The sequence below is a fragment of the Streptomyces sp. NPDC002092 genome (genome assembly GCF_053593775.1).
Map to the genome: position 1 here is coordinate 290,547 of NZ_JBSFDG010000007.1, position 19,464 is coordinate 310,010.

Annotated in this window: 18 protein-coding genes and 1 pseudogene; 10 read left to right on the top strand and 9 right to left on the bottom strand. The window is 71.1% G+C overall.

Annotated elements, in window-relative coordinates:
* The first annotated feature begins 46 nt into the window (after window positions 1-46).
* On the top strand, window positions 47-748 hold the full coding sequence (locus tag ACWCRD_RS18550; RefSeq protein WP_450966870.1) for a response regulator: 702 nt from the start codon (window positions 47-49) through the stop codon (window positions 746-748).
* Between the two features lie 76 nt (window positions 749-824).
* On the opposite strand, the gene ACWCRD_RS18555 is transcribed toward ACWCRD_RS18550, so the two are convergent.
* On the bottom strand, window positions 825-2,552 hold the full coding sequence (locus ACWCRD_RS18555) for a sensor histidine kinase (RefSeq protein ID WP_450966871.1): 1,728 nt from the start codon (window positions 2,550-2,552) through the stop codon (window positions 825-827).
* Window positions 2,553-2,826: 274 nt separating this feature from the next.
* Between ACWCRD_RS18555 and ACWCRD_RS18560 the strand changes: the two genes are divergently transcribed.
* From ACWCRD_RS18560 to ACWCRD_RS18570, 3 genes are all read left to right on the top strand, one after another.
* Window positions 2,827-3,294, top strand: a complete 468-nt coding sequence (locus ACWCRD_RS18560; protein ID WP_450967024.1) for a pyridoxamine 5'-phosphate oxidase family protein — start codon at window positions 2,827-2,829, stop codon at window positions 3,292-3,294.
* A gap of 168 nt (window positions 3,295-3,462) precedes the next feature.
* On the top strand, window positions 3,463-3,750 hold the full coding sequence (locus tag ACWCRD_RS18565; protein ID WP_450966872.1) for a hypothetical protein: 288 nt from the start codon (window positions 3,463-3,465) through the stop codon (window positions 3,748-3,750).
* Window positions 3,751-4,055: 305 nt separating this feature from the next.
* Entirely contained in the window at window positions 4,056-5,435 is a 1,380-nt protein-coding gene (locus ACWCRD_RS18570; protein ID WP_450966873.1) for a cytochrome P450, read from the top strand.
* Between the two features lie 232 nt (window positions 5,436-5,667).
* Here ACWCRD_RS18570 and ACWCRD_RS18575 read toward each other — a convergent pair whose 3' ends face one another.
* The 3 genes and pseudogenes from ACWCRD_RS18575 to ACWCRD_RS18585 all read right to left on the bottom strand — a co-directional run bounded on the left by ACWCRD_RS18575 (window position 5,668) and on the right by ACWCRD_RS18585 (window position 7,741).
* Window positions 5,668-5,907 carry a hypothetical protein gene (locus tag ACWCRD_RS18575; RefSeq protein ID WP_450966874.1) on the bottom strand — a complete coding sequence of 80 codons (240 nt, stop codon included), beginning with the start codon at window positions 5,905-5,907 and terminating at the stop codon, window positions 5,668-5,670.
* 124 nt (window positions 5,908-6,031) lie between these two features.
* Window positions 6,032-6,847 carry an alpha/beta hydrolase fold domain-containing protein gene (locus tag ACWCRD_RS18580; RefSeq protein WP_450966875.1) on the bottom strand — a complete coding sequence of 272 codons (816 nt, stop codon included), beginning with the start codon at window positions 6,845-6,847 and terminating at the stop codon, window positions 6,032-6,034.
* A 79-nt stretch (window positions 6,848-6,926) separates the two neighbouring features.
* A pseudogene (locus ACWCRD_RS18585) lies at window positions 6,927-7,741 on the bottom strand (oxidoreductase).
* A gap of 776 nt (window positions 7,742-8,517) precedes the next feature.
* On the opposite strand from ACWCRD_RS18585, the gene dhaK reads away from it, so the two are divergent.
* From dhaK to ACWCRD_RS18600, 3 genes are read left to right on the top strand one after another with little or no spacing between them, the layout of a single operon-like run.
* Window positions 8,518-9,510: a dihydroxyacetone kinase subunit DhaK gene (gene dhaK, locus ACWCRD_RS18590; protein WP_450966876.1), complete on the top strand. Its 993-nt coding sequence runs from the start codon at window positions 8,518-8,520 to the stop codon at window positions 9,508-9,510.
* A 46-nt stretch (window positions 9,511-9,556) separates the two neighbouring features.
* Window positions 9,557-10,159, top strand: a complete 603-nt coding sequence (gene dhaL / locus ACWCRD_RS18595) for a dihydroxyacetone kinase subunit DhaL (protein ID WP_450966877.1) — start codon at window positions 9,557-9,559, stop codon at window positions 10,157-10,159.
* Window positions 10,152-10,562, top strand: coding sequence for a PTS sugar transporter subunit IIA domain-containing protein (locus tag ACWCRD_RS18600; RefSeq protein WP_450966878.1), 411 nt, complete (start codon window positions 10,152-10,154; stop codon window positions 10,560-10,562). Before dhaL ends, ACWCRD_RS18600 begins: the two co-directional genes overlap by 8 nt.
* A 552-nt stretch (window positions 10,563-11,114) precedes the next feature.
* Here the strand turns inward: ACWCRD_RS18600 and ACWCRD_RS18605 are convergent.
* Window positions 11,115-11,810, bottom strand: coding sequence for a glycoside hydrolase family 75 protein (locus ACWCRD_RS18605; RefSeq protein WP_450967025.1), 696 nt, complete (start codon window positions 11,808-11,810; stop codon window positions 11,115-11,117).
* Between the two features lie 416 nt (window positions 11,811-12,226).
* Between ACWCRD_RS18605 and ACWCRD_RS18610 the strand changes: the two genes are divergently transcribed.
* Together ACWCRD_RS18610 and ACWCRD_RS18615 are read left to right on the top strand one after the other, a co-directional pair.
* Window positions 12,227-13,216 (top strand): fibronectin type III domain-containing protein, encoded by a 990-nt coding sequence (locus ACWCRD_RS18610; RefSeq protein WP_450966879.1) that lies wholly within the window; start codon window positions 12,227-12,229, stop codon window positions 13,214-13,216.
* A 176-nt stretch (window positions 13,217-13,392) separates the two neighbouring features.
* Window positions 13,393-13,959, top strand: a complete 567-nt coding sequence (locus ACWCRD_RS18615) for a hypothetical protein (RefSeq protein WP_450966880.1) — start codon at window positions 13,393-13,395, stop codon at window positions 13,957-13,959.
* 27 nt (window positions 13,960-13,986) lie between these two features.
* Here ACWCRD_RS18615 and ACWCRD_RS18620 read toward each other — a convergent pair whose 3' ends face one another.
* Window positions 13,987-14,538 (bottom strand): PadR family transcriptional regulator, encoded by a 552-nt coding sequence (locus ACWCRD_RS18620; RefSeq protein WP_389079348.1) that lies wholly within the window; start codon window positions 14,536-14,538, stop codon window positions 13,987-13,989.
* A gap of 31 nt (window positions 14,539-14,569) precedes the next feature.
* A complete protein-coding gene (locus ACWCRD_RS18625) occupies window positions 14,570-16,585 on the bottom strand; it encodes an FAD-dependent oxidoreductase (RefSeq protein WP_450966881.1) in 2,016 nt (671 codons plus the stop codon).
* A 115-nt stretch (window positions 16,586-16,700) separates the two neighbouring features.
* On the opposite strand from ACWCRD_RS18625, the gene ACWCRD_RS18630 reads away from it, so the two are divergent.
* Entirely contained in the window at window positions 16,701-17,861 is a 1,161-nt protein-coding gene (locus tag ACWCRD_RS18630) for a M20 family metallopeptidase (protein ID WP_450966882.1), read from the top strand.
* 77 nt (window positions 17,862-17,938) lie between these two features.
* On the opposite strand, the gene ACWCRD_RS18635 is transcribed toward ACWCRD_RS18630, so the two are convergent.
* Together ACWCRD_RS18635 and ACWCRD_RS18640 are read right to left on the bottom strand one after the other, a co-directional pair.
* Window positions 17,939-18,307 (bottom strand): hypothetical protein, encoded by a 369-nt coding sequence (locus ACWCRD_RS18635; protein WP_450966883.1) that lies wholly within the window; start codon window positions 18,305-18,307, stop codon window positions 17,939-17,941.
* Between the two features lie 104 nt (window positions 18,308-18,411).
* On the bottom strand, window positions 18,412-19,287 hold the full coding sequence (locus ACWCRD_RS18640) for a hypothetical protein (RefSeq protein ID WP_450966884.1): 876 nt from the start codon (window positions 19,285-19,287) through the stop codon (window positions 18,412-18,414).
* Between the last annotated feature and the right edge of the window lie 177 nt (window positions 19,288-19,464).

The window sequence follows — 19,464 nt, forward strand, 5'->3', positions numbered from 1 at the left end:
ACGGCCCGCAGCCGGCCGTCACGCATTCGGGGAACGAGGGGTCTCCATGACCGAGGCACGCAGCTTCACGGCGCAGGACCCGATCCGTGTCTTCCTGCTCGACGACCACGAGGTCGTCCGGCGCGGACTGGCCGACCTGCTGGACGCCGAGCCGGACATCTCCGTCGTCGGCGATGCAGAGAACGTCGAGCACGCACTCGTCCGCGCACCCGCGGTACGCCCCCACGTCGCCGTCCTGGACGTGCGCCTGCCCGACGGCGACGGCATCTCCGTCTGCCGGGAGCTGCGCAGCCGTATGCCCGAGCTCGCCGTGCTGATGCTCACCTCGTTCGACGACGAGGACGCGCTCCTCGACGCCATCATGGCCGGCGCCGCCGGCTACGTCCTCAAGCAGATCAAGGGCTCCGACCTGGTCTCGGCGGTCCGCACGGTCGCCTCCGGCCAGTCCATGCTCGACCCCGCGACCACCGCCCGGCTCATGCGCTCCCTGCGCACCGAACCCGCCGAAACACCCTCGGTGGCACCGGAGCTGGCGGGTCTGTCGCCGCGGGAGCGGGAGATCCTGGCCCTCATCGGGGAGGGACTCACCAACCGTGAGATCGGCAAGCAGCTCTATCTCTCGGAGAAGACCGTCAAGAACCACATCTCCCGGCTGCTGGCCAAGCTGGGCGTCCAGCGCCGGGTGCAGGCCGCGGTCCTCGCCACGCACCTGGACCAGCCGGAGACGGGCGACCGCCCCGCCCGTTGATCACGCCATTGCGTGCCCCTCTGCATCAGGCCTGGTGTCGTCGTGTCAGGAGGCGTCCGCGCCGTGATGCGTACCGCTACGCCCGCGGCAGCGGTACGTGCCACACCAGCACGGTGCCGCCCGTGGGTCCGCTGTCCAGCTTCAGCGCTCCGTCCCACTGCTCGGCCCGTTCGGCCATGTTCCGCAGCCCGCTGCGGCGGCCGCCGGGCGGGATGCCCACCCCGTTGTCCGTGACCGTCAGCCGGACCTCGCGGCCGTCGGTCTCCAGGACGACATCGGCACGGTCGGCCCCGGCGTGCCGGGCGATGTTGGTCAGGGCCTCGGAGAGGACGGCCTCGACCTGGTCGGCGACCTCCTGCGGCACATCGGTGTCCAGCAGGCCTTCCATCCGCACGCTGGGGGCGAAGCCCAGCACCCGGGCCGCCTCGCCCACCACGCGCACCACGCGCGCCCGCAACCCGGTTCCGGCGCCGCCCTCGCGGGCCCGCAGCCCGAAGATCGTCGACCTGATGATCTTGATGGTCTCGTCCAGGTCGTCGACGGCCCGCGCCACGCGCGCCGCGGCCTCCGGGTGCTCGATGAAGCGGCCGGCGCTCTGCAGCGTCATACCGGTGGCGAACAGCCGCTGGATCGCCAGGTCGTGCAGGTCCCGGGCGATCCGGTCACGGTCCTCGAGCACCGCGATCTGCTCGGCGTCCTGGCGGCGTTCGGCCAGTTCCATCGCGATGGCGGCCTGCGCGGCGAAGGCCTGCAGCGGCACGGTCTCCGTCGTCGTGAACCCGGGCTGGCCGGCCTTGCGCGCCAGCAGGACCACGCCTCGTGCGCCCCCTTCACCCGTGCCGATGGGCACGGCAACGGCGGGGCCCAGCCCCTCGAAGCGCGCGGGCACCGGCGATATCCGTTCGTCGCGAATGACATCCGTGCTGGTGACCGGGGCGGCCTCGGAGAACGCGAGCCCCATCAGGCTCCGGTCCATGGGCAGCACGAGGCCCCGATGCGCCTCGGCATCCATCCCGACGGCGATCTCCACGGCGAGTGAGGTGGTGTCCTCCATGGGCAGCGCGACCGCCGCCAGGGCCGAACCAGTGATCTCCCCGGCCCGCTCGGCGATGAGCCGCAGGACGTCGGAGCGCGCACGGCCGGACATCAGGTCGTGGGTGATCTCCGCGTTCGCCTGCAGCCACCGCTCGCGCAGCCGGGACTCCTCGTACAGGCGGGCGTTGTCGATGGCGACACCGGCCGCCACGGCCAGGGTCGCCAGGACCGACTCGTCCTCCTCGTCGAACTGCGCCCCGCCACGCTTCTCGGTCAGGTACAGGTTGCCGAAGACCTGCTCGCGCACCCGGATCGGAACCCCGACGAAGGTGTTCATCGGCGGGTGGTGGGCGGGGAAACCGTAGGACTCGGGATGCTGGGAGATCTTGGCCAGCCTGAGCGGTTCGGGGTGGCGGATGAGCTCCCCGAGGATGCCGTGGCCCTCGGGGAACGGGCCGATCCTGGCGATCTGCTCCGCGGTGACCCCGACCGTGTGGAAGGCCGACAGCCGCCGGCCGTCCGGGCCGATCACACCGAGGGCGGCGTACTCCGCATCGACCAGCGTCGCCGCGGCCTCCACGATGCCGCGCAGCGCCTGCTCCAGGTCGAGCTCCCGGCCCACCGAGAGCACGGCCTCCAGGAGACTGTGCACCCGGTCACGGGTCCCGCGCGCCGCGTCCAGCCGGGCCTGCAGCTCCCCCAGAAGCTCATCCAGCCTCAGCTGCGGCAGCCGCACCCGCGCGCCCTCGGACTCCTCGGGGCTTCCCACCGGTGATCCTCCAGCTCCCCTAGTCGTACCGCCGGCCGACCGCACTGCTCATGTGCCACGGTAACCGTCCGGGGCCTGGCCGGTACGGCATCTGGGGCGTCCGCAGTGCACCAGCGCCGGTTGGGGGATCCCACCGGTCACGGACCCCGTGGACCAACGCTCCGGTCGCAGGGCCGACCGGACGCGGAAGAGGGCCGAACGGCCCTTTCGTCCGCTGCGGCAGGACGGTTGCATGACGGCAGGAACGAGCCGCCGACCGTACGGAAAACCCGCCATGCGCCTCGACAACACCCAGCCGGTTCCGGTCGGGCCGCGCCGGAGCATCGAACTCGACAGCGGCGAAGCGCTGCGGCTGCTCGGCAGCGTGTCCGTGGGGAGGGTCGTCTTCACCCGGCACGCGCTGCCGACCATCCGCCCGGTCAACCACATCCTGGACCACGGTGACATCGTCATCCGCACCCACGAAGGCGCGGCCCTGACCTCCCATGCGCGCGAGTCCGCACCCTCGGGCGTGGTCGTGGCCTACGAGGCCGACACCATCGACCCGGCCACACACCTCGGCTGGAGCGTGGTGGCCACCGGCTACGCCCGACTGGTGACCGACCCGCGGGAGCTGGCCCGCTATTGGGAGCTGCTGCATCCCTGGGTGCAGCAGACCATGGACTACGCGGTCCGCATCCGCCCCGACCTGGTCACCGGGATCCGCCTCACGGACACCGACCCGAGCCGGCCCCGCGGGTGATGACGAGGCGCGCACAAACCTCGAATAGCTCCCGGAGCCGCTGACCCGCCATGTCGTCGTTGGATGGGTTGCGGGCCTTGCTCGGCAAGTCATTGAGCGTCGAGACCGAGCCCTCGGCCGCGGAGAGTCCCAACACGTTCCGCACCCCTTCCACCCCGAGCCCGGTGGATGATCTCCTGGGGTTACGACTACAGCGGCGACGAGCACTTCTTCCTGCCCTGCGACCCGGACCCGGACCGATGGAAGATCGTCACGATGGCTCACGAAGAGGGCTGTGAGACCTTCGACGGCCCGTTCTCAGGCCTCGCCCTGGCGTTCGTGCGGCGGCTGCTCGACGTTGACCGATATCACGGCATCGAACCGGAAGCTCTGGAGTTCTTGGAGCCTGAGGATCTGGAGGAACTGGTCGCCGCCGGCGAGATCGGCCCCGTACAGCCGAGCTTCGAGCCGTTCTGAGATCTTTGTCGAGCGGCCAGGACGCCGCGTGCACCGCAGCAGCTGCCGCAGGCTTGCGAGGGCTGGTGCGCGTCCCGGACGGTCTGGGCGCTGGTGAGCAGGGAGCGTGCGCCTTTGAAGGACGCGGCCGCGACGCCGACGGCCAGGGCCGGCACCGGTGAGGAATGAGGAGCCGGAGCAGCTCGCCGGGGTGACCGCCCTGATACCCGGCGCCGCAGGTGACCAACCGGCTCGCCTCACGTGGCGCAGGACACGTTCATGACAGGATTGCGCTGGGGAAGGTTCAGGGCAGTGATGGGGCGTTCATGACTGCCGTGAAGGGATCACCCGTGACGTCCACTGCGCCTCCCCCCATACCCCGAGCCGCAGGATCGTTTCCGCTCATCGGCCACGCGCTGAAGATGCGTGACAACCTCGGCTTCATCGACTCGCTGCGCGAGACACGGGAACCACTCGTCGAGATCGTCCTGCAACCCGGGACGCGCACCATCGTGGTCCAGGACCCGGCCCTGATCCACCAGATGCTCAAAGCCCTGGCACCCAGCCTCGACAAGGGCCGGCTCTACGAAAAGCTGGGCCAGCTGCTGGGCGACAGCGTCGTCACCGCCACCGGCCGCGACCACGTACGCAGACGCCGCCAGCTTCAGCCCGCGTTCGCCCACACCGAGATCAGCCGGTACGTCGACCTCATGCGCGCCGAGGTGACGGCCACCGTCGCCGCCTGGGAGCGCGGGCAGCCCCTCGACGTACACGAGGCGATGGTCGGGCTCAGTCTCGACATGCTGGCCAAGACGGTGTTCGCCGGCAGCCTCGACGACGCCGTCTTCCGCCGGCTGCGCAGCAACGTGTCGGTGGTGATGAGCGGCGTCGGTCTGCGCATGATGCTGCCCGACTGGGCCGAGCGCCTGCCGCTGCCCTTCAACCGCCGATTCGACCAGGCCCGGGACGAAGTGCGCGCCACCATCAGCACCGCCGTCGACGAACTGCACGCCTCCGGGCACGACACCGGGGACATGCTCTCCATGCTGTTGCGCACCATCGACGAGGAGACCGGCGAGCCGCTGACGGCACATCAGATCTGCTCCGAGATCTTCCTCCTGGCCGTGGCGGGCACCGAGACGACCGCGTCCTTGCTGTCCTGGACCCTGTACGAGCTCGCACGCAACCCTGCCATCGAGGCCCGGGTCCTGGCCGAGCTGGACGAGGTCCTCGGCGAACGGCCGGTCACCTTCGACGACATGATCCGGTTGCCGTACCTGGACCGGGTGATCACCGAGACCCTGCGGCTGCACCACCCCGGCTGGCTGGTCACCCGCCGCACCACCGAGGAGACCCGGCTCGGCGAGTGGACACTGCCCGCCGGCACCGAGCTGGCCTACTGCCAGCACGCCCTGCACCGCGACCCCGAGCGCTTCCCCGACCCGCTCACTTTCAACCCGGACCGGTGGACCGACCCCGCTCAGGAGCCTCCGCCGGGCGCGTTCGTGCCCTTCGGGGACGGCAAGCACAAGTGCATGGGGGACCGTTTCTCCCTCACCGAGATGGTCACGGCGCTCGCGACGATGCTGCGTTCCGTACGGCTGGAACTCGCCGAGGGCCAGGTCATCGGCCAGGTCGCCCGGCTCACCGTACGGCCGCGCAACCTGCGGATGACCGTCCGCCCCCGAGCCGGAGCCGGCCTCTGATCCAAGCTCTTTCCTGGACTTCGCCTTCAGAAGTCTCAGGAGGGGCACAGGAGTTGATGCCATGGTTGATGCAGGGGTGTGCAGGAGAAGTGGGCCTCGGGCGTTCGCTACATGAGCACCCGCCGGTAGCCCGCCATCAACCCGAGAAGGCGGCTCCGGGGGCCCGGCCTCAAGTGCGGTGCAAGGGACGTGGCCCCGGGCGGTGATCGGGGCCACGTACGCGTGCCGGGATTCAGAAGTTGGAGATGACGTTGGTCAGGACGTTCTCGATGGTGTTGGGGTCTTTCGCGTCGTAGGCACGGGCATGGCCGGCCTCGGCGATCTGCTGCAGTTTGTCCCTGCAGGCGTCGCCGCCGTAGGCGATGGTGAAGACCCGCACGGCGGGAGCTTCGGGGTCACCGAGCGTTCCGGTGACTTCTTCCAGGACGGGGCCGCCCTGGGTTTCCTCGCATCCATCGGTCAGGACGACCACGGCGTTGATGGCGTGTCGTAGTGGTCACGCAGGCTCTTCACCGCGCCGTCGACGGTGCCATACAGGGCGGTCCCCGCGTCCTTCTTTAGGGCGTTGAGGTCCTGCCGGGTGATGCTGCGGCGCGTCAGCGGGATTCTTGTACGCCGAGCAGAGTGAGGGCGTTGCGGACGAGTCGGCGGCCGAATTCGGCGCCCTCGCCGGCAAGCGCCTCGTACTCGCCGTAGTGGAGGGCCGTGGGCGGCAGGCCGGTCAGGTCGGCGTTCAGGATGCTGATGTCGGGGTCGGTGAAGTCCACGCCGGGGTCCTGCAGCCAAGCCGCTCGGAACTGCTCGAGGATGTCCCGGCTGAGCATCTTGTCGAGTTCCTCGTTCTCGTCCACCTTCGGGTTGCTGATGGTGAGATCGGTCCACGGCGAGATGCTGATGATCGCCCCGGGGGCTGCCTCGCCCTTGGCGAGCAGGCGCAGCGGCAGCGCGACCGCGAGGGTGCCTCCGATGGAGTGGCCGGTGCTGCCGACGTTCCGCGGCTCGTAGCCCTGCGCGAGCAGCCACCGGTAGGCGGTCTCGGCGTCGTCGATCTGCGCCGGGTGGGGGTGCTCGGGCGCCAGGCGGAAGCCCACGACTAATGAGCGGGCTCCGGCCGCCTTGGCGATGTGGCCGGCGGCCTTGCGGTCCGATGTGATCGAGGCGGCGACCGATCCGCCGAAATGGAAGTGGAGCAGCGCCTTGTCGGGGTCGGCGCCCTCAGGGATGGCCCACAGGGCGGGGACGTCGTCCGCGTCCACGTCGGCGTAGGTCACGCCTTCCGGCTCGGTCGATGCCGAAGCATGTGTGTCGACGATGTCGCGGACGACGGCCAGGTCGAGGCCCGGTGCCGACGCCTTCGCGCGCACGCTTTCGAGGAACTGCGCGAACTGCTGTGCTTCCGTGCTGATTCCCATGGTGACGCTCCTTGTCACGGCAGAGCTGAACGCGCCTCTCGCGCGCACTGCAGGTCGATGGCCCGGCTGCGCTGCGACGTCAGCCGGGCATCCGGTTGAATCTGCGGATCTGCTTGTCGAAGATCCCGGCAGGGACGAGGCGTCGCGCGGTGGTGACGCGTGAGGCGAGCGGTCCGGCGGTGTAGCGCAGCTTCGGCTTCGGGACGGTGGCTGCGGTGACGATCTCCTTGGCGACGACGGCAGGGTCGTCGCCGGTCTTCATTGCCGCAGCGACCACCTCGTCGAAGACACGCCGCCGCTCCGCATACAGCGGCAGCGGTGTGTCGGGCTGCGCGGCATTGGCGTCGAAGGCGGTCCGGGTGTAGCCGGGCTCGACGAGCAGGACGCGGACGCCGTGCTCGCGGACCTCGTGGTCCAGGGACTCGGAGTAGCCCTCGACGGCGTGCTTCGCGGCGACGTAGAGGGACATGTAGGGCTGCGGGACGACGCCGAGGACGGACGAGAGGTTGACGATGCGTCCACGGCCCTGGGCGCGCATGTACGGCAGGACGGCCTTGGTCATGCGGACGAGACCGAAGAAGTTGAGGTCGAAGAGGCTCTGGGCCTGGGCGACGGAGATCTCCTCGGCGGCGCCGGCCGAGCCGAGACCGGCGTTGTTGACGAGGACGTCGATCCGTCCGACCGTTCGATCACTTCCTGAACGGCCGCGGTGACGGATGCGTCACTGGTCACGTCGAGGTCGAGGAAGGTCACACCGGCGGGCGGGGTGAGTCCCGAGGTGTTCCGTCCGGTTCCGATCACCTCGAACCCGGCTGGGACAAGGGCGCGAGCGGTTGTGTTACCGATCCCCGATGACGCCCCCGTTACGAGTGCTACCGGCCGATGTGCCGCCATCACAGACTCCCTGCGTTATTGAATTACGATCGTTTAACTTACTGTCGTAATGCTATGGCGGGGAGGCGCGATGGCAAGGGGCGGCTTCTGCGATCGCCGGGAACCGGTGGCTTGGTGCGGGAGGAGAGACCAGGGCTCGACGAATGCGGCAGGACACTGATACGGCCGGTACTCCCTCTCCGGGCACGCGGAGAAGGCGCGTGCGGCACCTGGCCGTGACGCTGCACCGATGACGAGCGGCACGAGATGCGAGACGGGTCACCAGTGGGCCGCGCACAGCTTCATGTGCTGACGCCGTCACTCCGTATGCGACGAAGAGTTGATGTTGGTGGACGAGTGGCGGCGACTTGCGGGCGGTCCCTCTCAGCGTAAGAGCACCCCCGGTACCAGGCACCCGATCGGCAGCTGCCGGCCTGTCGCCGTCAGCACGCTGACCTCCTGGTCGGTCCGAGGCGGAACCGAACCGTCAGAGCCTGCGGCCGCCCACGCTCCCTCTCGACCGATAGCCACCCGAACCTGACACCCCGGACGCTGCAGCCGTCTCCGCACATGCCATACGGCAGGTAACCGACTGCGCGATCAAACCCTCCCTCACTCACCAAGGCCCGGCGAGGCCGGCGGCCCCAGCGGGTTGAGCCACCCAAAAGCCGCACGTGCAGGCGTGACCTTCACCACCACAAGGTCGATACTGCCGACAGAGGCTTTCCAGCTGCTACATGCCCAACAGGCCACCGCCACCTGACAGCCCGTCCTGCTAGTCTCCCTCGGAGGTACCCATGAAGATGTTGATCAATGTGCCGGAGACCGTGGTCGCGGACGCCCTGCGGGGCATGGCTGCCGCCCATCCCGAGCTGACCGTCGACGTGGAGAACCGGGTGATCGTGCGGCGGGACGCCCCGGTCGCCGGGAAGGTCGCCCTGATCTCAGGCGGCGGCTCGGGGCACGAGCCGCTGCACGGCGGATTCGTCGGTCCCGGCATGCTGTCGGCGGCCTGTCCCGGTGAGGTGTTCACCTCGCCGGTGCCCGATCAGATGGCTCGCGCCGCGGCGGCCGTGGACAGCGGGGCGGGCGTGCTGTTCATCGTGAAGAACTACACCGGCGACGTGCTGAACTTCGACATGGCGGCCGAGCTCGCCGAGGACGAGGGCATCCAGGTCGGCAAGGTGCTGGTCAACGATGACGTGGCGGTCACCGACAGCCTCTACACGGCCGGGCGGCGCGGTGTCGGCGGCACGCTGTTCGTGGAGAAGATCGCGGGCGCGGCGGCGGACGAGGGGCAGCCGCTGGAGCGGGTGGAGACGATCGGCCGACAGGTCAACGAGAACTCCCGCAGCTTCGGCGTCGCGCTCAGCGCCTGCACCACGCCCGCCAAGGGCAGCCCCACCTTCGATCTGCCCGCGGGCGAACTGGAGTTGGGCATCGGCATCCACGGCGAGCCCGGCCGGGAGCGGCGGGCGATGATGACCTCGGGTGAGATCGCCGAGTTCGCGGTGAACGCGATCCTGGAGGACATGCCCCCACGCAATCCGGTGCTCGTCCTGGTCAACGGCATGGGTGCGACGCCTCTGCTCGAGCTGTACGGGTTCAACGCCGAGGTGCAGCGGGTGCTCGCCCAGCGCGGGGTCGCGGTCGCCCGGACGCTGGTGGGCAACTACGTCACCTCGCTCGACATGGCCGGGGCCTCGGTCACCCTGTGCCAGGTCGACGAGGAGTTGCTGCGGCTGTGGGACGCGCCGGTGAAGACGCCCGGGCTGCGCTGGGGCATGTAGCCCGGCCGGCCGCGGTGTCCACGTACCTACCACGCAAGGAGATCCAGTGCTCGACGCCGAATTCTTCCGCCGTTGGATGACCGCGACCGCCGCGTCCGTGGACCGCGAGGCGGAACGGCTCACCGCCCTCGACTCCCCCATCGGGGACGCCGACCACGGAAGCAATCTGCAGCGCGGGTTCCGGGCCGTGGCCGCGACGCTGGACAAGGAGGCGCCGGACACGCCCGGTGCGGTCCTGACGCTGGCCGGGCGGCAGCTGATCTCGACCGTCGGCGGCGCGTCGGGGCCCCTCTACGGCACACTGCTGCGCCGCACGGGCAAGGCGCTCGGGGACGCCGGTGAGGTCAGCGTGGAGCAGTTCGCCGAGGCGCTGCGGGCCGGGGTGGAGGCGGTCATGACGCTCGGCGGCGCCGCACCGGGCGACAAGACGATGATCGACGCGCTGGTGCCGGCCGTGGACGCACTCGACGAGGGCGGGTTCGCCGCGGCCCGCACCGCCGCCGAAGAGGGCGCGCTCGCGACCACGCCGTTGCAGGCCCGCAAGGGCAGGGCCAGCTATCTCGGGGAGCGCAGCATCGGGCATCAGGATCCCGGCGCCACGTCGTCGGCGCTGCTCGTGGCCGCTCTCGCGGAGGCCGACGGTGAGTGACGGCAAGCAGGTCGGGATCGTCCTGGTGTCGCACAGTGCCGAAGTGGCCGCCGCCGTGGCCGAGTTGGCGAAGGGGCTCGCGGGCGGCGGGGTGTCGGTGCCCGTCGCCGCGGCGGGCGGCACCGAGGGCGGCGGGCTCGGCACGAGCGCGGAGCTGATCGCCGCGGCGGCCGCGTCCGTGGACCGGGGCGCCGGGGTCGCCGTGCTCACCGACCTCGGCAGCGCCGTGCTCACGGTGAAGGCGCTGCTCGCCGAGGGCGACGAACTCCCCGACCACACACGGCTGGTGGACGCCCCCTTCGTGGAGGGCGCGGTGGCCGCGGTGGTCACGGCGGCCACGGGCGCCGATCTCTCGGCGGTGGAGGCGGCCGCCGCTGAGGCGTACACCTACCGGAAGGTCTGACCCCGCCCACCCCGAGTCCCTCCGCGGCGGCGGTGAGGGCCGAGCGCACCGCTGCCGTCGGCTTTGCCTCCCCCGCCGCCGCGGTCCGGCTCCACGCCGACGGCGTGCCAGGCGTACCAATCGACAGCCGCACTCAGGGCCGTCCTGAACAGCACCGCCTGGATCGCGGGCCGCACGTGCCCGCCGCCATGGGCGCGCTCCTGGAGGGCGCGGGCGAATGCCTGTCCCCGCTGCCCGTACGTCCAGCCACGCGACACGCAAGCGCGGCTCGACGCAGGTCAGCCGGGTCGGCGCACCGGCCGTCGCGCGGTCGTACCGGCGAAGGCACCCAGGTCCGTAGTCGGCTCGGGCGCGACGGCGGTCGACGGGCAGCGGGTTGCCCGGCCCTGCCACCGGTCGGCGCGCATGTCGGCTCCGGCCGTGAACAGCTGCCCGTATGCAGGCTCCTTGACCGGGAAGCATCGCCACAGGTCGGCGCCGAGACGCCGGTGGCCCGGCCGTCTCGCGTCAAGGCGTGCTCCTGCCCGTCGACAACGGGTGGGCCCCCGGTGCTCATCCCCCCTGCACGAACTGCTGCGCCAGCCGCCGCCCCACCGCGACGGCGGCGGCATGGCTCTCGATCGGCTTGACCTGCGAGTACTTGAAGACGATGTAGGTGACGCCGGAGGGCGTGCCGCCGCCGTTCGGGCCCGGGCGGATGCCGAGGCCCTTGGCGGTGGCGTAGGAGGCCTCGCCGATGACGCCTTCCGGGCCGATGTCGCCCACGACCGCGTACTGCACACGGCCCCGGTAGACGACGGCGGCGACCGATCCACCGCGGACGCCGTCGTCGACGGGGTCCCAGATGCGGCTCGAGGCCGGCACGACGATGTACGGGAGACGCTCGGCGCTCAGATAGCGCCCGTCGGACTGCTGGTAGGCGGTGGCCTGCGAGAACGAGGGATCGGTACGGCGGTTGCAGCGTGGGCCGGGCTGTCCGTCGCAGTCGATGTCCATGTCGGCCTTCCAGAAGACGACCCGCCGGTTGCCGCACACCGCGATCGATGCCGGTCTGCCGCCGTCACTGCGGAAGCGGCCGTGGGAGATCTGGGTGCAGTCACGCACCTTGGCCAGCAGATCCGCGGCACGGACATCGCCCTCGCGCCAGGCCACCGGCTCCCCCCGGCCGCGGGCCGCGGCGTCGGACAGCATCGGCGGGAGGAGTAAGGCGGCGCCGGCCACGGCCAGGGTCAGCGACGGGACACGCACCATGAAAAGCCCTTTCCCGGAGGGGCACTGACGGGCATTCAGCCCAGTCCGGCGCCGTAGCGATCATGGGGCCACCGTAGGCGGAGGGGACGGCGCACAGCTCCAGGCGGGTCACGGCGCGGCGTGTCTTCGGACCTCCGACAGGGGGCCGGGCGCCCGAGCCCATGTCGGCTCCGGCGACCCGGCCACCCATGTCCGGCGCGGGAACAGCGACGACAGCGGCCCGCGCCACCGGCATGAACTCACCAGCCCTCAGGGAGAGTTCAGCCGCGAGAAGCTTCAGCATACGTAACTCCGGCGGGGGGTCCGCAACGCCGTCACCCATGCCCGCGGCCGCCCCCTTGAAGTGATCACATCAGCCGCGCCATATTGGTCCGGACCATTGCCCTCGTTCCATCCGGGGAGGAGGCAACGCCGTGCGTCGCGTCACCGTGCTCGTGCACCGGTCCCTCGCGCTCTGTGCCGCACTGGCCCTGGTGGGATCCTGCGGCCGGAGCGGCGCCGGGGAGGACGAGGGCGGACTACCGGCGGCGCCCACCGGAGTGACCGCGACGGCGGGCAGTTCGACCAGCGTGCACGTGATGTGGAACGCGGTGTCCGCGAACCCCCGCGTCAGCGTCTACGAGGTGTTTCGCGGCACCACCGAGGTCGAGGAAGTGCCCGGTTCCCTGCACATGGTGGACGTCACCAGGCTCAGGCCGTCCACCTCGTACGTCTTCACCGTGCGGGCCCGCGACACCGAGGGCCGGCTCGGGCCACCCGGCCGCCGGGTGCGGGCGGCGACTCCGGCGGCCGTGGCGGAGGACGACACGGCACCGACCCGCCCGGGAAAGGTGCGCGGCCGGGCGGTCGGCAGCAGGGCCGTCGAGCTGTCCTGGTCCGCGTCGAGGGACGACCGGGCCGTGGTGTCGTACGACGTCTACCAGGGCACCGCCAAGATCCACAGTGTGGGCGGCGGACAGACGGCGGCCGTGGTCACCGGGCTGCGGCCGGGCACCCACTACGCCTTCACCGTCCGCGCCCGCGACGCGGCCGACAACCTCTCGCCTCCCGGCACGACCGTCCGCCTCACCACGCCGGGCTCCGACGACGGGCGCAGCACGGCACCCACGGCCTTCCGGGCGACGAGCCACCGCGTCGGCGGGGCGTACTACCTCGACCTGCGCTGGATCCCTCCGCTCCTCGACGGCGTGGTGACGGAGTACCGGATCAGCCTCGACGGCCGGGCGGTCACCTCCCTGGTCTACGGCGAGGACGCGCCGCGCGACCGGGCGTCGTACTCCTTCTACGTCGGCCGGGACGCCGGCGTGCGCCACCGCGTGCGGATCCGGGCCAGGCTGCCCGACGGCACGTGGGGCGGCTTCTCGGCGGAGCGGACGGTGACCACGGGGGCGGCCGGCGGCTGACGGCGGTGACGGCCCTGCGGGATGGACCGTATGGAGGAATCCGTCACCTGCCCGGAGGCGGTCCGCATGCGGGCAGGGCCGCGGGGACGTTGGCTGCCCCTGAGGCAGCACGGGCGTTTCCCGACCCTCGGCGGCGCAAGGGATGTCCGCCAACCGTGCCGTCGGAGGGCAGTCCAATGCGCAACTTTCAGCCAGTCGTTCGCTCCGCCCTGACCGCGGCAGCCGCCGCCGCGCTCCCGCTCGCCCTGGCCGCCGTGCCGGCCGCGGCGCAGGGGACGGGGATCTCCGTGAGCACCAGCGGGTCCACTGCTTCGGTGACCACGAGCGTGTGCTCCGCGCGCGGCAGCAACGGGTTCGGCACCGCCACGCTGCTCAGCAGCAGCCAGCCGGCCCGTCAGATGCCGCTGTCGGGTACCGCCGCCCTGCAGTCAGCAGCCTGGTCGAACGTGAGTCCCGGCACGTACACCGTGACGGTGGTCTGCACGAGCGGCAGCACGGCGGGCACCCAGAGCGTCGTCGTCTCCTCTGCCTCCACTCCCACCGCGAAGCCCACCACCACTCCCGCCGCCACCATCTCGGCCACCACCAGGCCCTCGCCCTCGCTCGGCGTCAGGGGCGGGCTCGGTGGCGCCGTCCAGGACTACGGCCCGCTGACGGTCGGGGTGGGCGCCGCCCTGGTGGGCACGGGCGTCATCGCGACCGGCTGGTACCTGCGCCGGCGCGCCCGGCCGCACCGGCTCTGAAGGCGGCGGGCCCACGAGCCGCAGCGCTCACGCCGGTTCGGAACCGGGCAGTTCGGCGAGTTCCTCCAGGGCGTGTGTGAGCCACTGCGTCCAGAAGGTCTCCAGATCGATGCCGGCTCGCAGCACCAGGTGCCGCAGCCGGTCCTGGGGGGCGTCCTTGCCGGGCGGGAAGTCGCGCTGCTCGATCTCCTGGTACTCGGCCAGCTGCAGCCGGTGCAGATCGAGATGGCGGCGCAGGTCGGCCTCGAGGCCTGCGGTGCCCACCACGGCCGCCGCCCTCAGTCGCAGCAGCATCACATCGCGGTGCGGCTTGGGGTCCTGGGACGCGGCGGTCCAGCGGGCCAGTTCGGCGCGGCCTGCGGGCAGGACCTCGTAGCTCTTCTTCTGCCCGCGGGCCGGCTGCTCGGACGGCAGCGCCCGGATGTGTCCCTCGGCCTCCAGTCTTCCCAGCTCGCGATAGATCTGCTGATGCGTCGCCGACCAGAAGTAGCCGATCGACTTGTCGAACCGGCGGGTCAGCTCCAGCCCGGAGGACGGCTTTTCGAGCAGGGCGGTGAGGATCGCGTGCGGGAGTGACATGGAGTCATCCTAGGGACGGCCGCAGGGCCCCCTAGAGGGCCGCCGCCAGCTCCGTGCCCTGCTTGATGGCACGCTTGGCGTCCAGTTCGGCGGCCACGTCGGCACCGCCGATCAGGTGCGCGCCGACTCCGGCGGCGACCAGTTCCTCGTACAGGCCGCGGCGCGGTTCCTGTCCGGTGCACAGCACGATCGTGTCGACCGGCAGGACCGTGCTCTCCTCCCCGACGGTGACATGCAGTCCGGCGTCGTCGACGCGGTCGTAGCGCACGCCCGGGACCATGGTGACGCCCCGGTGCTTGAGCTCGGCGCGGTGGATCCAGCCCGTGGTCTTGCCCAGGCCCGCGCCGACCTTGCTGGTCTTGCGCTGCAGCAGGTGGACGGTGCGCGGCGGGGCGGGCCGCTTCGGGGCGGCGAGTCCGCCGGGCGCCTGGTAGTCCATGTCGACGCCCCACTGGCGGAAGTACGTCTCCGGGTCCTCGCTCGCCTTGTCCCCGCCGTCGGTGAGGAACTCGGCGACGTCGAAGCCGATGCCTCCCGCGCCGAGGATGGCCACCCGGTCGCCGACGGGGGCGTTGTCGCGCAGCACGTCGAGGTAGCCGACGACGCTGGGGTGGTCGATGCCCGGGATGTCGGGGGTGCGCGGGGTGACGCCGGTGGCGACGACCACCTCGTCATAGCCCGCCAAGTCATCTGCTTCCACCAGCGTGTTGAGTCGTACGTCCACGCCGTGCGCGTCGAGCTGGTGGCGGAAGTAGCGCAGGGTCTCGTCGAACTCCTGCTTGCCGGGCACCTTGCGGGCCACGTTGAGCTGGCCGCCGACCTCGCTCGCGGCGTCGTACAGGGTGACCTCGTGGCCGCGCTCGGCCGCCGACACGGCGCAGGCGAGCCCGGCCGGTCCGGCACCCACGACGGCGACACGCTTCTTGAGCCGGGTGGGCGACAGCACCAGTTCGGTCTCGTGGCAGGCGCGCGGGTTGACCAGGCAGGAGGTGATCTTGAGGCTGAAGGTGTGGTCGAGACAGGCCTGGTTGCAGCCGATGCAGGTGTTGATGGCCTCCGGCTTGCCCTCGGCGGCCTTGTTGACGAAGTCGGGGTCGGCGAGCATCGGACGGGCCATGGAGACCATGTCCGCATACCCCTCGGCGAGCAACTCCTCGGCCAGTTCCGGGGTGTTGATGCGGTTGGTGGTCACGAGCGGGACGGACACCTCGCCCATGAGCTTCTTGGTGACCCAGGCGTAGGCGCCGCGTGGCACGGAGGTGGCGATGGTCGGGATGCGGGCCTCGTGCCAGCCGATGCCGGTGTTGATGATCGTCGCGCCGGCCGCCTCGACGGCCTTGGCGAGGGTGATCACCTCGTCGAGGGTGGAGCCGCCGGGGACCAGGTCCAGCATGGACAGCCGGTAGATGATGATGAAGTCCTCGCCGACGGCCTCGCGCACCCGCCGCACGATCTCGACGGGGAAGCGCATGCGGTTCTCGTACGAGCCGCCCCAGCGGTCGGTGCGCCGGTTGGTCTGGGCGGCGATGAACTCGTTGATGAGGTAGCCCTCGGAGCCCATGATCTCGACACCGTCGTAGCCCGCCTGCCTGGCGAGGCGGGCAGCGCGGGCGTAGTCGTCGATGGTCCGCTCGACGTCGGCGTCGGTGAGCTCGCGCGGCGGGAAGGGGCTGATCGGCGCCTGGAGGGGGCTCGGGGCGACCAGGTCCTGGTGGTAGGCGTACCGGCCGAAGTGCAGGATCTGCATCGCGATCCTGCCGCCCTCGCGGTGTACGGCCTCGGTGATCCCGCGATGCTGCTCGGCCTCGGCGTCGGTGGTGAGCTTGGCGCCGCCCTCGTACGGGCGCCCCTCGTCGTTGGGCGCGATCCCGCCGGTGACGATGAGACCCACTCCCCCGCGCGCCCGGGCCGCATAGAACTCCGCCATGCGCTCGAAGCCGCGCTCGGCCTCCTCCAGGCCGACGTGCATGGAGCCCATGAGAACGCGGTTGGGCAACGTGGTGAAGCCCAGGTCGAGCGGGTTCAGCAGATGCGGGTAACGGCTCATCGGGCCCTCCATGCGCGGTGTGATGCCTCTGTTCTAGAGGACCCGGGCCATGTTTTGCAACTAGTTGCATAAGCGCGGAGGGGTGACACGGACCACCTCCGGGCACAGTGGCCTCATGAGCCCCGAAGACACCGAGGTGGTCGCGCTCGCGCAGGCACTGATCCGCCGCCCCAGCCGGGCCGGGACCGACGACTACGGTCCCGTCCTCGCCGTCCTCCAGGACTGGCTCGGCGCCCGCGAGCTCCCGTATCGCTGCCTCTACGACGACCAGGGCCGGCCGGTGGCCCTCCTGGTGGAGGTGGCGGGCGGTCGCCCGGGGCCGTGGTGGGCGCTGGATGCCTGCATCGACACCGCCCCTTACGGCGACGAGGGTGCCTGGTCGTTCCCGCCGGACTGCGGAGACGTCGTGGGCGGGTGGCTGCGGGGCCGCGGCGCGGCCGATTCCAAGCTGGCGGCGGCGATGTTCTGCCGGATCGCGGCGGACCTGCACGCGCGGGCGGAGGAGCTGCACGGAGGGCTCGCGGTCCTGCTGGACGCCGACGAGCACACCGGCGGTTTCGGCGGAGCCCGGGCCTATCTCGCGGACGCGGCCGCGGTGCGCCCGGCAGGGGTGATGATCGGCTATCCCGGCCCGGACGAGGTGGTGGTCGGCGGGCGGGGCCTGTGGCGGGCCACGATCGCGGTGCACGCGGAGTCGGGACACTCCGGATCGAGGCGCACGGCGCCCAGTGCCGTCTCCCGGGCGGCGCGGCTGGTGCAGCTGCTGGAGGAGGCCGAACTCCCGGGCACCGAGGGCGACTTCCCGCTGCCGCCGAAACTGACGGTGACCTTCTGCCACGGCGGCGAAGGCTTCTCGGCCGTACCCGGCCTGTGCGAGCTGGGCGTCGACATTCGCACGACCCCGGCCTTCGACGCCCGCGCGGCGGAGCACCTGGTCCACGCAGCGGCGGCGGAGCTGGACCGGCGGCTGCCCGGCCCGAGGCCGACCGTGATCACTCGGGTGGCCTCGTGGCCGCCGTACCGCCTGAGCGGGAACGACCAGCCGGCCGCCGCCCTCCTGGCCGCCGCCAGCGCCGAGGGCCTCACGCTCCGCGCGAAGACAGCGGGCCCCTCGAACATCGGCAACCTGCTGGCAGCCGAGGGCATCCCGGCAACAGCGGGCTTCGGCGTGCGCTATGAGGGCCTGCACGGCACAGATGAACGTGCCTGCCTGGCGGACCTGCCCACCATCCACACCGTCTACAGGCAGGCGGTGCTGCGCCTACTGGCACCCTGAAGGGGCGCGGGGCGGTATCGATGTGCGGCTCCGCCGCGTGGGCGCGACCAGCCACAACGGCGCCGCAGACAACGAGCTCACCGGCTTTCGAGCCGCACGTGCAACTCCCGCTCCTGGTCCCCCGAAGCCGATGCAAGGTCACGCACCGTGAACAGCGGATCCAGTGTGCTGCGCAGCCGCTCGATCGCCCAGTAGCCGCCCTGCGCGTCGACCTCGACCGAGGACGACAGCCGGGCGGGTGCCGGGCACTCATGCGCATCGGTCACCTCGAACGTCCCCAGCCACACCATCGGCCGACTCTCGTGCAGCTGCTGCGGCACCTCCTCGGGCCCCCGGTCCGACTCGAAGCACGCACACAGGGTGTCGAACACGATCCGGGCGTCCTCCTTGCTGCATCCACTGATCTCGAGGGATACGGGCTCCTCGTGCGGTCGCACACGGTCCATCGTGATCGCTCCTCTCGTGGCGGCGGCGCGGCGCCACGGGTTTCCCGCGAACCGCGCCACATCCCCAGAAAAGCACCACTGTGCGGGCGGGACCAGCGAGAGGCTCAGCTCCGTGTGAAGCGGTACGTCTTGCTGTCCGTCAGCACGCAGAAGCCCGGCGACACGACGATCACGCGCAGGGTGCCGTCCCGGCGGTCGTAGTCGATGCCCTCCACCTCGAAGGTGCCCGAGCAGGAGCTGCGCAGCGGAAGCTGCCGCAGGGCGGTGACATGGCCCAAGACGTCCGACGTGCCGTTCGGCTTGGCGGACAGGTCGACCTGGAGGAGCGGCTTGGTGATGCCGAAGAGCGTTCCGGCCGGGTCGTCGGAGGAGCACAGCAGCGTCGTCGGGCCGGAGAAGTCGCAGCCCTGCACGTCGCGGACGGCGTGGTCGAGGTTGACGGTGGCGGCCTGCGGGAGGTTGGCCGAGGGCGAGGTGCTCGCGTTGACGTCGGGGGTCGGGAACACCAGGAAGCGGCTCATGGTGCCGTACTCTCCGGCCAGCATCCACTGTCCGTCGGGGGAGATCGCGACCCAGGAGTTGTTGAGTGCCTCGCCGGAGCTGAGCGTGTGGACGTACTCCGACCAGGCCCCGCCCGGCGCCTGCACGCGGAACATCTTCGCGTTGCCCGAGTCGGCCTGATAGGGCTCGACGTAGTAGCCGTTGGAGGAGGCGTCGGGGTCGCCGACGTGGTTCCAGCCGCGGCTGGAGACGCCGGTGGGGATCGTCCCGATGCCGGTGTAGCGGTTGGGACTGTTCGCCGGGACCTCGACGGAGGTCAGGCCCTGGCTCTCGGTCAGCGGATCGGCGCGGTCCGAGCCCACTTCCGTCCAGGTGTCGGCCGCCGATGCGGGCGGAGCGGCGGACAGGACCGCGGCGGCCGCGAGGGCGAGGGCCGCGGTCAGGGCCGCGTGACAACGTTGCCGGGCGCGCAGGGGCATGGGGGGCTCCTCGATGGGGGTCGGGGCGTGCTCGGCGGACAGTCTGGCCCGATGTCATGGTCATGTACAGACCAATTCGGTAACGGGGGTTGTCGGGTCGGTGACGTTCCGTACCGGGTACTGTCGTCACGCTCCGGGGGACGGTCCCCGTCGTGTTGAGGGATGGTGGAGGTGGGC

What these genes read in the sequence shown, in the direction of transcription:
- ACWCRD_RS18620 (WP_389079348.1), bottom strand. Translation starts at nt 14,538, where the DNA reads ATGTCACTCCCGCACGCGATCCTCACCGCCCTGCTCGAAAAGCCGTCC.
- ACWCRD_RS18635 (WP_450966883.1), bottom strand. Translation starts at nt 18,307, where the DNA reads ATGGACCGTGTGCGACCGCACGAGGAGCCCGTATCCCTCGAGATCAGT.
- ACWCRD_RS18630 (WP_450966882.1), top strand. Translation starts at nt 16,701, where the DNA reads ATGAGCCCCGAAGACACCGAGGTGGTCGCGCTCGCGCAGGCACTGATC.
- ACWCRD_RS18570 (WP_450966873.1), top strand. Translation starts at nt 4,056, where the DNA reads ATGACTGCCGTGAAGGGATCACCCGTGACGTCCACTGCGCCTCCCCCC.
- ACWCRD_RS18580 (WP_450966875.1), bottom strand. Translation starts at nt 6,847, where the DNA reads ATGGGAATCAGCACGGAAGCACAGCAGTTCGCGCAGTTCCTCGAAAGC.
- ACWCRD_RS18560 (WP_450967024.1), top strand. Translation starts at nt 2,827, where the DNA reads ATGCGCCTCGACAACACCCAGCCGGTTCCGGTCGGGCCGCGCCGGAGC.
- dhaK (WP_450966876.1), top strand. Translation starts at nt 8,518, where the DNA reads ATGAAGATGTTGATCAATGTGCCGGAGACCGTGGTCGCGGACGCCCTG.
- ACWCRD_RS18640 (WP_450966884.1), bottom strand. Translation starts at nt 19,287, where the DNA reads ATGCCCCTGCGCGCCCGGCAACGTTGTCACGCGGCCCTGACCGCGGCC.
- ACWCRD_RS18565 (WP_450966872.1), top strand. Translation starts at nt 3,463, where the DNA reads ATGATCTCCTGGGGTTACGACTACAGCGGCGACGAGCACTTCTTCCTG.
- ACWCRD_RS18625 (WP_450966881.1), bottom strand. Translation starts at nt 16,585, where the DNA reads ATGAGCCGTTACCCGCATCTGCTGAACCCGCTCGACCTGGGCTTCACC.
- ACWCRD_RS18615 (WP_450966880.1), top strand. Translation starts at nt 13,393, where the DNA reads ATGCGCAACTTTCAGCCAGTCGTTCGCTCCGCCCTGACCGCGGCAGCC.
- ACWCRD_RS18550 (WP_450966870.1), top strand. Translation starts at nt 47, where the DNA reads ATGACCGAGGCACGCAGCTTCACGGCGCAGGACCCGATCCGTGTCTTC.